We start from the raw sequence: 13,531 nt of genomic DNA, 5'->3' as shown, positions 1-13,531 counted from the left end.
AATAATGCCGCGTTCACAGATCACTCCTTTCGCCACAGGGCCGCGAAAAGCAAACCGCCTGCCCCGCCGAGCCTGTTCAAATGACCTGTTGAGCCTCTGCCGCTGAATGCCGCACCGATCAGAATCAGCCCGGTGCCACACCGCACGATGGCTCCGATATTACCGATCTCCCTTGTTGCACCCGTGCTCTCCCGCCGAGAAGGATCGTTCAAAGTGCCGCAAACTGCCACGTCCAACCGAGCGGCCCGCAACCGATCAACTGAAAACATGGATTTGCCATCGAGAGGAGGGCGCTGAGTCGGCGAGCGAGGCGCTTGCTCGCTCTATCGCGCCGCTAGTTGCTGCACGCTCACTTCCGCCAACCATATCTACTTTCGATTAGCCCATCTTCGTGCTGGCAGCCCGCAGCCGACGTAGTGATCAGACCGACCGTAATAGCTCTCAGGATTCCTCTGGCCGCGCGACGTGCGTCGCCTTTTTGGTCGCTTAAACTCGCTCCTCTAGGCGGGGGGCACCTGAGCTTCTCCGTACCCGGGCCGAGGAGCCTGCGTTTTTTCAGGTGTCCGGTCCTACGCGCCCCAGGTCCGTCTCCGTTCTGCCTCATAGCAGCCAAACCCCTTTGTAAGGAGCCGGGCCGACGTGACGAATTTGAATACAAACTAAGGGACCCACGTTGCATATGCCCGGCCGCATCTATACTCCCGAAGACCTCTTAATGCTCGGACGTCTTCTTGATGAGGCCGTCGCTGCGCTCCCCGATTGCATGCGAACTCCTGCGAATCGCACAGCACTCGCGACGCTCATTCTTGAACGCACGTCCGCCGCGGACGACCTGCGTTCATTTGTCAGGCTGATGCAGCTTGTAGCGCCCTCAACGTAGTTCAGGCCGGATGCGCTATTAGCGCAATATTGCGCTACATGGCCGGCCGCAACACCTGCGTATCGTTAGCTTCGTTCGATCTACGACACGCCGCCGCCCTGCCAGGCAAGCGGTCCGAAAGCGCTTGAACCTCCCCTGGCGTCAGGTTGTACAGGTCCGGCTATGAACAGGCCTTCATTCTATAAGCGTCGGTGGCGGCGCATTGGTGAACTTGCAGATGCCACCGGCGTCACGGTGCGCGCATTGCGTCACTATGAGCAGACCGGACTGCTCACTGCTTCTCAGCGTACGTGCGGCGGCCATCGCATGTACGACGCCGACAGTTTGACACGCGTTTACCACATAGTCGCACTTCGCCAGCTCGGCCTTTCGCTTCAGGAAATCCGGAGCGCTCTTGAAGGACGCTCGTCTCTTCCGCGTTTGTTGAGCGAGCAGCTGGAACGTGCAGAGCGCGAAGTGATGCGCGCAACCGCGGTCCGCGATCTGCTGCGCCGCCTCGCTCAGAATGTCGACGCAGATGTCCGGCTAGACGAGCTACCCAACCATCTGAACCGACCTCCGGGTAAAGTCGACATGTGAGTACCTCTGCTCGAACGGCGCGCTCGGCGGCAATCAGAGTGGGGCCGTCGCCTGTCTTGACGCCGCTGCGCGACACCGTTTCCGCGGGACAACAAGGGCATACGGGTGATTTGCTGCGGCCAACCCGTGTCACGTGGAGGCCAGTTATTGAAGGCTTAGCGCGACATGCTCCGCCGCGCGTCTGAACAGCCCCAATTGGAGGACGCGCTATTCAGGAGCCAGGCTTGGCTCCTCCTGTGACGAACCGAGGCGAGCGGCTTCCTCAAGCAAGACCTGACGCATCCACTTGCTTGCAGGCTCATTGTTGTGCAGTGCAGGCCATTGCAGCGTCTCCGTAAAGCCAGGCAATGGCAGGGGAAGCTTTGCAACGCGCAAGGGTATCGATTTTGCAAAATGCCGCACCAACGTTGCCGGCATGGTCGCTACCCGGTTCGTCCCGACGAGCATGTGGGGCATCATGCTGAAGCCCTGAACCACGACCTCCACGCGCCGCTTAACTCGATGCTCCTGCATGAACCATTCGTCGATTGACGGGACGCGAGAACGGCCGAACCGGACAGCAACGTGCCCCATGGACATGTAGCTTGAGAACGTCAGCGGTCGCGCCAATCGCTTGTTGGAACGGCAGCCCACGCAAACCAGCGTCTCATCAAATAGCGTGGCCTTCGGATGCTCATCCGTCGTGTACACGTCGGGAAGAATGATAAAGTCGACCGCACCCCGCTGAAGAGGGTAGTCGAATGGATCGGCCAGTGGCATCAGCTCGAATTTGATGCCGGGCGCCTCTCGCGCGACGCGCTCAATCACCTTGCGAATAAGCACGATAGCCGCGAAATCGGACATGCAAAGGCGAAAACGGCGATTTGATTCGTCCGGCCTAAAGGGCTCGCGAGACGTGATGGAAAGCTGAATGTGCAGTAACGCTTCGCGAGTAGGTGAGGCGAGAGCCTCCGCGCGTGGGGTTAAGACAAGTTCACGGCCGCTCATCGTGAACAACTCGTCCTTGAAATATGCACGCAGGCGGGCGACCGCCGCACTCATTGCGGGCTGGCTCAAGTTGATGCTGCGTGCTGCTGCCGTCAAGTTACGCTCTGCTATCAGGGCATCAAGAGCGACGAGCAGATTTAGATCTAGGCCACGAAACCGCATTGTTCATTCATCCGCAGTGTAGATGTAACTCATCTAAACAATCGATTTTACCCGCGCGCGCCACGATGAATAAAACTGATGCGTCCGACGCAACACGTTAGATTTTGGAGACCACGATCGTGGCGCTGCGCATTGAACATAGTGAACCGCGACTCATAGGGACACCGCCCCAGGCATTTATTGAAGCTCACATATGGTCTCAGCCCTGCAGACCCCTTGGTCTCGCGACCCAGTTATCAAACGGCAATGGGCTTTTTACCGCTATCAATCGGACATCGCGCCCCATCCAATCGACACCACCATGCGTGTCCCTTGCAAACAGCAACAGGCGCTATCCCAGTTCGAGCGCGCCATGTCTTACATTAGTAGCCCGTACCAGTTCACACATTCATCGCACCTCGATCACCCCATCAAACATCTTTAAGGCGAGTAATACATCAGAGATGCTTTGTCTCGCAACTCACAGGACGCCGATATGTCCGCGAGAGGACGCCGATATACCATCGTATATTGTACAACCTGACCGCACCGACCTTCTTTCTAGCAGGAGTCCTGTAGGGCTCCCGCGGCCTATAGCTACGCATTACGCCGCATTCCCAAGACGTTCTTCGCCGAACCGCAGTAGAGCGCCTGCAGCAGCAGCCCCGTGCGCTCGATTCCGTGCGCACCCTGCTGTAGCGCCTCACCTCATGCATACACGGCAATGAAGCCAAACGTAGGAGATGGGTCGATGCGCCCCCCAATACAGTGGCGGACGTGCTGGGAGAATGAGCTGGAGCTATCGGATCATATCCAGCTCTCGGCTTTCTTTCGAGCGGCTTACGGACCGACCGGAACGTTCAATGCGCGTCCCTTTGAGGGCTTTCGGAGCTGGGCGGGTGCGAGGCCGGAGCTCCGGTTTATCGGCTACGACAGCAGGGGCGTTGCGGCCCATCTTGGCGCGCTGCGACGGTTCATCAAGGTCGGCGATGCCGACGTGTTGGTGGCCGAGCTCGGATTGTACGCGGTACGCCCCGACCTAGAGGGTCTGGGAGTGCCACACTCTGTACGTGCAATGTATCCTACACTACACCTGATGGGCGTTCCTTTCGGATTCGGCACAGTCCGTCATGCGCTCAAAACGCACATCACGAGGTTGCTCGATCGCCCAGGGCTGGCCTCGATCATTCCGGGTATACGCGTCCGTTCTACGCTGGCGGAGGTCTATCCTGCTTTGCCGCCCACGCGAACAGACGAGGCTCTTCTCGTCGTTTTGCCTGTCGGAAAGCCGTTGAGCGAATGGCCGCCCGGAACGACAATTGAGCGAAACGGGCCCGAACTGTGACAGGCCTCTCTCTGCACTTCACAAGCGTTGGCGATGGTAGGCAGTATGCTGACTCACCAAGCGTTCACTTGACGTTCGACGACGGGCCGCACTCTTTTTATACCCCGCACATCTTAGACCTCCTCTCCCAACATAACGTGCCGGCGACGTTCTGCGTCATCGGCAGATATGCAGCAGAACATCCGCACATTACGCGCCGGATAATTGCCGACGGACACGAAATCGCAAACCACACCATGAATCATCCCGATCTCTCGAAATGCGAGCCAACGAAAGTCGCGTCGGAGATTGCACAGGCGAACTGTGCCATCAAGTCGGTTTGCCCCGAGGCTCGGCTCCGACATGTGCGTGCGCCATATGGGCTCTGGACCGAACACGTGCTCTCCTGCGCCGCGCGGGCTGGGCTTGGCGCACTTCACTGGTCTGTAGACCCTCGCGACTGGTCTCGGCCTGGCGCGGATGCGATCGTCAACGCGGTACTGAGCTCCATCCAACCTGGAGCCATTGTTCTTTTGCACGATGGCTGTCCTCCCGATGAACGCAAGTGGGGTCGTGATCAAGGGCTGCGCGATCAGACAATATGCGCCGTCAGCCACCTAATTCCCGCATTGCGCAGTCGCGGCTTTGCAATTCGTCCTATTCCTCACTTTCACTGAGACCAGAATGAGCCTGCTTGTGACCGCCAGCACTGCCACGATTGGATCATACACAATCCTTTCAGCGTTTTATAAGAGCGCTCAAATGATCTATGCAATAAAGAGCCGGGCCTCATCGCCGCCACTCACGGACGTCGATCAGGAAACGATGCCAAGTGTCGACGTTATCGTTCCTTGCTACAATGAAGCGCCCGACACCCTGTCGGCGTGCTTAGGCTCGATTGCCGCCCAGGACTTTACTGGACGACTGCGCGTCTATGTCGTTGACGATGGCTCTCAAAACCTCGCTGCTGTCAAAGCTGTCCACGACGCGTACGCGCAAGATTCACGATTTCGCTTTATCATTCTGCGAAAGAACGTAGGCAAGAGGAAGGCGCAGATCTGTGCCATCCGGCAGTCATCTGGAGACCTTGTCCTCAACGTCGACTCTGATACGACGCTCGCAGTCGATGTCGTCACAAAACTAGCAGCTAGAATGCACGAGCCGGCAGTTGGTGCCGCTATGGGCCATCTGGTCGCGACCAATCGGGATCGCACTTGGCTCACGCGGCTAATCGACATGGAGTACTGGCTTGCTTGTAACGAAGAACGCGCTGCACAAGCCAGCTTCGGTGCTGTTATGTGCTGCTGCGGCCCCTGCGCCATGTATCGCCGTTCGGCTCTTACATCGCTGCTCGACAAGTATGAAACGCAATATTTCCGCGGGAAGCCCAGTGATTTCGGCGAGGATCGTCACCTCACAATACTTATGCTGCAGGCAGGGTTTCGAACTGAATACGTTCCAGATGCGATAGCCGCAACCGTCGTACCCGACAGGCTCGGACCTTATTTGCGTCAACAACTACGCTGGGCACGCAGTACTTTCCGCGACACGCTGCTAGCACTGCGGCTGCTGCCTCATCTTAATGGCTATCTCACACTAGATGTTATCGGACAGAACCTTGGCCCTCTTCTTTTGGCTCTGTCCATAATGACCGGGCTCGCTCAGCTTGCGACCACGCACACCATACCATGGTTGACGATCGTTGCTATTTCGTCGCTAACGCTGATGCGGTGCACCACAGCGGCGATTCGTGCTGGTGAGGTGCGATTTCTTGGCTTCGCGTTGCACACGCCAATCAATCTGTTCCTAGTGCTTCCCTTGAAAGTCTATGCATTGTGTACATTGGATAACAGTAACTGGCTCTCCCGTACGACCCCTCCGGCATCACTCTGCGGGGCTCCGGAAACGATTCACGAACGTGACGCCTGTCACCACGATGCCGCTCGGCGACAGCCGGCAGCGCTGGCGGTCACGGGGGAGGGGACCACCCGTTAAGGCGCTCCAACGCTCGGCCTGTGATCTAGGACAGCGCTCACACGCGGCGAAAACAAGCGCACTAAAGTTAGGAAGGGTGAATGACATTCGATAAGGTTCTGCGCTTGCTCGAGCGGGAGATGGAGGCGGACGACCCGTGGCGGCTCAACGCGAACCCATTCGAGCAAGAGCGCCACGCGCACTTGCTCCGTCTGTGCCTCGCGGAAGGCGCGGTCGGTAACGCGCTTGAGGTGGGTTGCGCAGCGGGCGTCTTCACGGCAAAGCTCGCGCCCCACTGCCAGCAACTCGTAGCAATCGACGTTCTGCCGCGTGCGATCACTCGAGCAAGGGAGCGAGCTCAATGGCCTCATATCGCCTGGCACATCTCTGACGTGCGGGACCTCGACGCAACTAAATCATTCGACCTGATCGTGGTGGCTGAAGTGCTCTATTATCTTGAACATACCGGCCAGATGGGTGACGCCATTGAGAAGCTCACGCGAATGCTGGCGCCCAGCGGACGGCTCGTTTTCGGATCAGCGCGTGACGCCTCTTGTCAGCGTTGGGGGCATCCTGCGGGTGCCGAAACAATGCTTGATGTTTTGAATGAACATCTGGTCGAAACTGAGCGCGTACAATGTCGTGGCGCGAGCATCGACGAAGATTGTTTGATTGCGTCTTTTCGCACTAAGTCGAACTTGCCAGACTAGTGCATTCGCTGCGGCGAACATGGAGTGACTATGCGCATCTGTGGAATCAAGCTGACACATGACGGAGCGGTTGCCGTTGTGGAAGATGGGCGCTTGCTCTTCTGCATAGAGCAAGAAAAGCGAGACAATAATCCACGCTATCAAGCCATCACCGACCTCAGCGCAGTCACTCTCGCGCTGGCCGAACACGGCTTAAGGCCCACGGATGTTGACCGATTTGTCATCGACGGCTGGGACGGGCTGACCCACTCGCAATTTGATGTCCTAAGCGAAGGGGTGCCGCTCACCCTTAAGGGAGCGCCATATATCGAGTCCCACGAAAACACGCTCCTCACGCCCTATGACGGGTCGGGCCTCATCCTCGATCGGGTGCCTTTACGTTATCATAGCTATGCTCACGTAGCCGGCCACGTGGCCGGCGCTTACTGTACCAGTCCTTTCGCCAAAGCCCGAGCCCCTGCATTGTGCTTAGTGTGGGACGGCTGCATCTTTCCGCGCCTGTATCATGTAGCTCCGGCCGGAGCCCGCTTCCTCGACACTCTTTTCCCTTTCATCGGCCATGCCTATGCTATCGCTGGGCACCACTTCGGGCCCTATCGTCAAGCCAGCAGGGCAGGCTGGGATCTTGGTGTCGCAGGTAAGCTTATGGCGTATATCGGGCTAGGCGCTCTCGATGAGGGCATTCTGGCAGTCTTTCAAGAGATGTATGAAGCGTGTCTAGCCGGTCCTTCCGAGCGTGCTCGCGCTTACCGTGCCAGCATAAACGATCCCGAAGCCTTACTTACCGCCACTGACTGGTTTTTCGAGGCATGCGGTCGTCGGCTCACCAACACGCCTCCCGAAGATGTACTCGCATCTTTTCACGTTTTTCTGGAGCGGCTGCTGGAGCAGGAAATAGGACTTGCTCTGCTACGGCACTCAGGTCTTCCGGGCCTACGGCACCTGTGCATCGCTGGAGGGTGTGGACTTAATATAAAGTGGAACAGTGCTCTGCGCGCGACGGGTTTGTTTGATTCAGTTTGGGTACCCCCATTTCCAAATGATAGCGGCTCAGCAATTGGCGCGGCTTGCGCCGCCATGGCCGAGCCAAACGCTTTGACTCCTTTGGAGTGGTCAGTTCACAGCGGACCGGCCTTGACCGGAAACAACCCATCAGGCCATTGGGAGGCTTTGCCCTGTACCATCGTTGAGCTTGCGGCCCTTATCGCTACAGACAAGCCCGTAGTGTTCCTCACCGGCCTCGCGGAGCTCGGACCCAGAGCACTCGGCGGCCGCAGTATTATTGCGGCTGCAACCTCCAAGGAGATGAAAGACCTTCTGAACGATATCAAGCTACGGGAACGATTTCGTCCCGTCGCTCCTATTTGCCTCGAGGACCGGGCTGCTGAAATTTTCGATCCCGGCAGCCCAGATCCTTACATGCTCTTCGACCATCAAACCCGTTGCGAATGGCGGACAAGAGTTCCCGCTATCGTGCACCTGGATGGTTCTGCCCGATTGCAAACAATCTCCCGAACGTCTCCGCAAAAGATCGCTGCTCTTCTGGTCGAGTATGAGAAACTTACAGGGATTCCGCTGCTCTGCAACACGAGCGCCAACCATCCTGGGCGAGGGTTTTTTCCTGATGTTGCTAGCGCTTGTGACTGGGGCCGCGTCGACCATGTTTGGTCCGACGGCTTTCTCTGGCAACGATCCGTCGAAGCTGGTCTGACATTATCCAATTCCGCTCTGGTCACTGACTAAGACAGCCTATGTCCAATCCAGCGATTCAACTGACTGACGTCCAAAAGGCTTATCATGATCGAGACGTCGTAGGGGGTCTGACCTTTAGCGTCGCTAAGGGAGAGTGTTTCGGGCTACTCGGTCCCAATGGGGCAGGTAAAAGCACGATCGTTCGGATGATCCTCGGCCTCATGTCGCCCGATGCCGGCCGGATCACTGTTTTGGGTGAGCAGGTGCCGGCACGCGCCCGTTTGGCGCGCGCGGGCATCGGCGTCGTCCCACAAGTTGATAATCTCGAGGATGCGTTCACTGTGCGCGAAAATCTCCTCATATTTGGACGGTACTTTGGACTGAATACGCGCGAAAGTGAGGAGGCTGTGCCTTCGCTGCTCGAATTTGCTCGACTTGAGGGCAGAGCAGAGTCACGGGTCGCGGATCTGTCCGGCGGCATGAAGCGACGTCTCGTGCTGGCCCGTGCCCTGATCAACGATCCGCAACTGCTCATCATGGATGAACCCACGACCAGCCTCGATCCCCACGCCCGCCACTTGATTTGGGAACGCCTGCGTCTTCTGCTCGCTCGAGGAAAGACTATCCTGCTGACGACCCACTTCATGGAAGAAGCTGAACGACTTTGCGATCGCCTCTGCGTACTAGAGAATGGACGTAAGATCGCCGAGGGTGCGCCTAATGCTCTGATCGACTCTCAGATTGGCTGTGATGTCCTCGAGGTCTACGGCGGAAACCCACTCGAGCTCCGTGCAATGATAGAGCCTCACGCTGCGCGCATCGAGGTGAGGGGAGAGACACTGTTTTGCTACGCGCCGGATCAGGCGGCGGTGCGGCTTCGGCTTCGCGGATGCACCGGTCTGCGCCTTCTGGAGCGGCCGCCTAACCTGGAAGACGTCTTCCTGCGGCTGACGGGACACAGGATAGATGCATGAAGACGATATCCAAAGCAGCCTTGCCATCCGACGCACTCAGTTGGATCAGCGTGTGGCGCCGCAACTATCTGGCATGGAGGAAGGCCGCCGCTGCTTCGCTGCTTGGCAACTTGGCCGACCCGTTGACCAACCTCTTGGGTCTCGGCTTTGGGCTCGGCCTGATTGTCGGCAATGTAGACGGTCACTCCTATGTCGATTTCTTGGTCGGCGGAATGGTGGCAACCAGCGCTATGACCGCTGCAAGCTTCGAAACTCTGTACGGAACGTTCGCCCGCATGCACAGCCAACGAACCTGGGACGCAATGATGTGCACTCCGCTCACGCTGGGTGATATCCTCCTCGGTGAATTGGTCTGGGCAGCAAGCAAGGCCACCTTGGCGGGTACCGGAATCGCGCTTGTTGCTACGGGGCTTGGCTACGGCACCTTATTATCCACGTTCTATTGTTTCCCCGCTCTCGCCCTCACCGGCCTTGCGTTCGCGAGTGCGGCGCTCGTCGTTGTCGCGATTGCTCCAAGCTACGACTATTTTGTGTTCTACCAGACTCTCATCTTGACCCCTATGGTGTTCCTATCCGGGGCAGTCTTTCCCATTGCGCACCTTCCGCCCGCTCTCCAGTTGGCTGCAGCCGCGTTACCTTTGGAACATTCGATTGCGCTAATACGGCCTGCAATGCTCGGGCGACCACTCGATAGCATCGGCGCGCATGTTGTTATCCTTTTCGCTTACGCAGTACTGCTCTTCTTACTGTCGGCAAAGCTCTTTCGGCGACGCTTATCACGCTGACGATGCCCAGCCGCTTAATGAACGCACACCCTTCTTCTCGGCCTGCGCTTGCCGGCCTATTCGCGCGCAACGTCGCGGACGTTCCATTACTGGGCCGCCCTAAAGATCATGATTACTACCACACTTGCTGGAGGATAGAATGCTGTGTCTTGGATTGAGCGGCGGATTGGATAAGGTCCATGAATATCGACCAGCACTCTCGCACACATTTTTGCATGATGGCGCTGCTGTCCTGGTGCGCGACGGGCGAGTGTTAGCCGCTGTTGAAGAAGAACGCCTAAACCGAATTAAGCATTCCAACAAATTTCCCGCCCAGGCCATCCGCTACTGCCTGGCTGCTGCGGGAGCGCAATTAAAGGACATCGATCGCATCGCATTCTATGCAACCGAGTCCTATTGCAACGCGATGCTTCGGCTTCTGTTTGGTTCGGAAACGCAGAGTGGCATCCCTCTCGACGCCAGAACACTTCTACAGCTTATGCTATCGCAGGAGTTTGATACTGAGATTGAGCCATCGCGCTTGTCATTCGTCAGTCACCATCATGCGCATGCAACAAGTACTTTTGCTATGTCCGGCTATGACGAAGGTCTAGTCTTGGCAATCGACGGCGGCGGTGATTTTCTCTCCGGGATGGTGGCCATTGGATCGGGACGTCGTCTTACTCAACTACATACCTTCCCAGAGGACGGTTCCCTCGGATTGTTTTACTTAGAGGCAATCAAGTGCCTCGGTTATGGCCTGTTCGACGAGTACAAGGTTATGGGCCTTGCTCCGTACGGGGACCCCTCGCGTTTCCGAGTACTATTTCAGCAATTCTACGAATTAAAGGAGAACGGTGGCTACAAGATACATTTGAACGACATCGCTCCGGCATTAGAGCGCGACATACACGTTCGCCGCAAGGGAATGCCGTTCACCCAAGAGCATAAAGATGTTAGTGCGGCCTTGCAGGAGGCCTTGGAACGTATTGTTTTCCATGTTCTCAGGCATCACCGTGAGGTGACCGGCATGAAGCGGCTATGCTTGGCTGGCGGTGTCGCCCACAACTGCACCCTGACCGGTAAGTTGCTCTATACAGGACTATTTGATGATATCTTCGTGCAGCCCGCAGCGCACGATGCTGGATGCGCACTCGGCGCCGCTCTCATGGTTTCCGAAGAACAAGGACGTCCCGCACCCCGTGAGCGGCTTCAGCATGTCTATTGGGGCCCGGCACTTGGGGATGACGATGCTGTAGAGCGAGAGGTTGCTGCATGGCGCGGGCACATCGACGTGCAAAGAAGCGCGAACGTAGCGAGCGTGGTAGCTGAATGGATAGCCAACGGGTCGGTTGTTGGCTGGGTCCAAGGCCGCTCCGAATTTGGTCCGCGCGCCCTCGGTAACCGCAGCATTGTTGCTGACCCCAGACCAGCAAAGAACAAGGACCGCATAAACGCCATCGTTAAAAAACGCGAGGGCTACCGGCCGTTTGCACCTTCCGTATTGGAGGAACATGCCGCTGAGTTTTTCGATCTTCCTAAGTCCGCGGGAGCTTTTCCGTTCATGAACTTTGTCGTTCGAGTTCGTGATTGCAAGCGAAGTGTGCTTGGTGCGGTTACGCACGTCGATGGTACAGCACGGCTGCAGACGGTGTCACGTAGATCGAACCCGCGGTACTGGGAGCTGATTAATGAATTCCACAAGCGGACGGGCGTCCCTGTCCTCCTCAATACATCTTTCAACAACAATGTCGAACCGATCGTGCAGTCAGTTACCGACGCAATGGTCACGTTCCTTACGACAGATCTTGACGCCCTCGTGATCGGATCGCTTCTCATCACGAAGCGCGTCGCCGCGCCAGAGGACTGGGCTGCGCTCCGCGTTTCCTTACCGGCCTACACTTCACTTCGCCGTACCCCGGATCACGTCACCGCAGAGTGTCGGGAGATCGTCTGCGAGACTTATACCACCTTCTCCGATGGCGGCGCTGTGCGCATCTCGCCCGATCTATTCGAGTTGCTGCATGGAATCAAAGGGGACGCCACCCTCGGCGAGCTTCTCGCTCACGTAAAGGGCGAGCGGCGCGACGCAATCATCCTTGAACTTCGGCAGTTGTGGGAAAAGCGCCGCATCTGCTTGCGTCCCGCCGCCACCAATCTGGGAGATCTGCGCGATCAGGCGCATGCGACTGGATAGGTATCGCTTTGTCTAGCTAGCGAACGGCAATCCATAACGGACCTCTTGGTCGCGAAGCGGACAAGCTCTCGCAACCTAACGCTCGGCTGGCGACGGCCTCGCGGACGATAACACTGCCGGTATTCTCCTGCCGTCCAGGGTGAACAACTTATTCAACTGCCGGAGCAAGGGATTCAAGATGACTCATCAACAGCGCTTCGTCATTTCCAGGCGTCGCACCGGTTTCGGCGATTGCTTATGGTCGCTCGCGTCAGCCTGGCAATACTCCAAGCGAACAGGGCGCACTTTGGTCATTGACTGGCGCGGATCTTGCTATCTCTCTGACCCCTTTACAAACGCCTTCAGCGTGTTCTTTGAGCCGCTCGACAACATCTCGGGCGTACCCGTTATTTGCGACGATAAGATCAATCAACTCTGCTTTCCTGGGCCGTTTTTTCCACACTGGTGGAATAGGCCTGCAATTGACGGCGTTTACCGGTCGGATGACCAAATTTTCCACGAGCGTGATGAGCTGCGCAGGTTGTTGGTAACGTCAGAGGATATCCAGGCGAATACTATCGTTTGTGACGCTTGCTTAATGTGGGGCTGTGATCAGGAGGCCGAGCGCATCATATTCCAAAGCATCACACCACGCCAGGAAATCAGGCGTCGCATCGACGATGTTTACCATCGAGCGTTTGAGGGGCACGATGTAATCGGGATACACGTTCGGCACGGGAACGGTGAAGATACTATGGGCCATAGGCCTTATTGGACCGACCCACGAGTCGCTATGGAGCAGGTATGCGCTGCAGTTGAACGGGCAAAAGCATTACATCATACACGACCGACAAGGCTCTTTTTGTGCACTGACAGTCCCAGCGTCGCTGATCACCTTTCGGCTGTCTATTCTGAGCTCTTCAGCATTCCCAAACGCTTCCGAGCGAACGATGCTGGCCCGCTGCACACTGCAGATCTTGGAGTCGAGGGTGGATTCGCCGCTCTCGTGGAAATGTACCTCCTGGCCTACTGCCATACCGTTATCCGATTTCCGCCGACAAGTGCTTTCTCGCGCTACGCAAGCCTAGTCGTCCCCCAAGTAATCGAATTTAGCTTGGACGATCCAAGCCACTTGATCTTAGCCGAAAGGTCATCCGCCGAGCACGCGCCAGATGCGCGCTCTATCGCCGGTCCTCACGAGCGGCGGCCAGCGAAGCCGGCCTTTTGATGCTTGCCACAGGACCTCAAGCCCCCACCAGCGCCAAGAAAGGCTTAAATGAGCCTAGCACTTACTTCGGCGGTCACCAGGTACAACGCCTCGGTGCCATAT

At 57.2% G+C, this 13,531-nt stretch carries 11 protein-coding genes; 10 read left to right on the top strand and 1 reads right to left on the bottom strand.

Annotated features, from left to right (window positions below; translation table 11 throughout):
* Window positions 1-1,042 precede the first annotated feature (1,042 nt).
* Window positions 1,043-1,459 carry a MerR family transcriptional regulator gene (locus ML401_RS37500; RefSeq protein ID WP_285812900.1) on the top strand — a complete coding sequence of 139 codons (417 nt, stop codon included), beginning with the start codon at window positions 1,043-1,045 and terminating at the stop codon, window positions 1,457-1,459.
* Between the two features lie 207 nt (window positions 1,460-1,666).
* On the opposite strand, the gene ML401_RS37495 is transcribed toward ML401_RS37500, so the two are convergent.
* Window positions 1,667-2,608 carry a LysR family transcriptional regulator gene (locus ML401_RS37495; RefSeq protein ID WP_285812899.1) on the bottom strand — a complete coding sequence of 314 codons (942 nt, stop codon included), beginning with the start codon at window positions 2,606-2,608 and terminating at the stop codon, window positions 1,667-1,669.
* Between the two features lie 730 nt (window positions 2,609-3,338).
* Here ML401_RS37495 and ML401_RS37490 point away from each other — a divergent pair.
* The 9 genes from ML401_RS37490 (at window position 3,339) to ML401_RS37450 (ending at window position 13,429) form a co-directional block, all read left to right on the top strand.
* A complete protein-coding gene (locus ML401_RS37490) occupies window positions 3,339-3,932 on the top strand; it encodes a NodA family N-acyltransferase (protein ID WP_285812898.1) in 594 nt (197 codons plus the stop codon).
* A gap of 11 nt (window positions 3,933-3,943) precedes the next feature.
* Entirely contained in the window at window positions 3,944-4,588 is a 645-nt protein-coding gene (nodB, locus tag ML401_RS37485) for a chitooligosaccharide deacetylase NodB (protein ID WP_285813393.1), read from the top strand.
* A gap of 7 nt (window positions 4,589-4,595) precedes the next feature.
* Window positions 4,596-5,906, top strand: a complete 1,311-nt coding sequence (nodC, locus tag ML401_RS37480) for a chitooligosaccharide synthase NodC (RefSeq protein WP_285812896.1) — start codon at window positions 4,596-4,598, stop codon at window positions 5,904-5,906.
* An 80-nt stretch (window positions 5,907-5,986) separates the two neighbouring features.
* Complete coding sequence (locus tag ML401_RS37475) at window positions 5,987-6,595, top strand: SAM-dependent methyltransferase (RefSeq protein ID WP_285812894.1); 609 nt, start codon at window positions 5,987-5,989, stop codon at window positions 6,593-6,595.
* A gap of 30 nt (window positions 6,596-6,625) precedes the next feature.
* A complete protein-coding gene (gene nodU, locus ML401_RS37470; RefSeq protein ID WP_285813392.1) occupies window positions 6,626-8,338 on the top strand; it encodes a nodulation protein NodU in 1,713 nt (570 codons plus the stop codon).
* Between the two features lie 8 nt (window positions 8,339-8,346).
* Window positions 8,347-9,261, top strand: a complete 915-nt coding sequence (gene nodI, locus ML401_RS37465) for a nodulation factor ABC transporter ATP-binding protein NodI (protein WP_285812893.1) — start codon at window positions 8,347-8,349, stop codon at window positions 9,259-9,261.
* Window positions 9,258-10,046 (top strand): ABC transporter permease, encoded by a 789-nt coding sequence (locus tag ML401_RS37460; RefSeq protein ID WP_285812892.1) that lies wholly within the window; start codon window positions 9,258-9,260, stop codon window positions 10,044-10,046. Before nodI ends, ML401_RS37460 begins: the two co-directional genes overlap by 4 nt.
* A 139-nt stretch (window positions 10,047-10,185) precedes the next feature.
* Window positions 10,186-12,222: a carbamoyltransferase gene (locus ML401_RS37455; protein WP_285812891.1), complete on the top strand. Its 2,037-nt coding sequence runs from the start codon at window positions 10,186-10,188 to the stop codon at window positions 12,220-12,222.
* Between the two features lie 178 nt (window positions 12,223-12,400).
* On the top strand, window positions 12,401-13,429 hold the full coding sequence (locus ML401_RS37450) for a nodulation protein NodZ (protein WP_285812890.1): 1,029 nt from the start codon (window positions 12,401-12,403) through the stop codon (window positions 13,427-13,429).
* The last annotated feature ends 102 nt before the right edge of the window (window positions 13,430-13,531 follow it).

It is taken from the genome of Bradyrhizobium sp. 62B (assembly GCF_030272265.2).
Lineage (GTDB): Bacteria > Pseudomonadota > Alphaproteobacteria > Rhizobiales > Xanthobacteraceae > Bradyrhizobium.
This window is presented reverse-complemented; position numbering and strand designations above follow the sequence as displayed.

What these genes read in the sequence shown, in the direction of transcription:
- ML401_RS37500 (WP_285812900.1), top strand. Translation starts at nt 1,043, where the DNA reads ATGAACAGGCCTTCATTCTATAAGCGTCGGTGGCGGCGCATTGGTGAA.
- ML401_RS37495 (WP_285812899.1), bottom strand. Translation starts at nt 2,608, where the DNA reads ATGCGGTTTCGTGGCCTAGATCTAAATCTGCTCGTCGCTCTTGATGCC.
- ML401_RS37490 (WP_285812898.1), top strand. Translation starts at nt 3,339, where the DNA reads ATGCGCCCCCCAATACAGTGGCGGACGTGCTGGGAGAATGAGCTGGAG.
- nodC (WP_285812896.1), top strand. Translation starts at nt 4,596, where the DNA reads ATGAGCCTGCTTGTGACCGCCAGCACTGCCACGATTGGATCATACACA.
- ML401_RS37475 (WP_285812894.1), top strand. Translation starts at nt 5,987, where the DNA reads ATGACATTCGATAAGGTTCTGCGCTTGCTCGAGCGGGAGATGGAGGCG.
- nodU (WP_285813392.1), top strand. Translation starts at nt 6,626, where the DNA reads ATGCGCATCTGTGGAATCAAGCTGACACATGACGGAGCGGTTGCCGTT.
- nodI (WP_285812893.1), top strand. Translation starts at nt 8,347, where the DNA reads ATGTCCAATCCAGCGATTCAACTGACTGACGTCCAAAAGGCTTATCAT.
- ML401_RS37460 (WP_285812892.1), top strand. Translation starts at nt 9,258, where the DNA reads ATGAAGACGATATCCAAAGCAGCCTTGCCATCCGACGCACTCAGTTGG.
- ML401_RS37455 (WP_285812891.1), top strand. Translation starts at nt 10,186, where the DNA reads ATGCTGTGTCTTGGATTGAGCGGCGGATTGGATAAGGTCCATGAATAT.
- ML401_RS37450 (WP_285812890.1), top strand. Translation starts at nt 12,401, where the DNA reads ATGACTCATCAACAGCGCTTCGTCATTTCCAGGCGTCGCACCGGTTTC.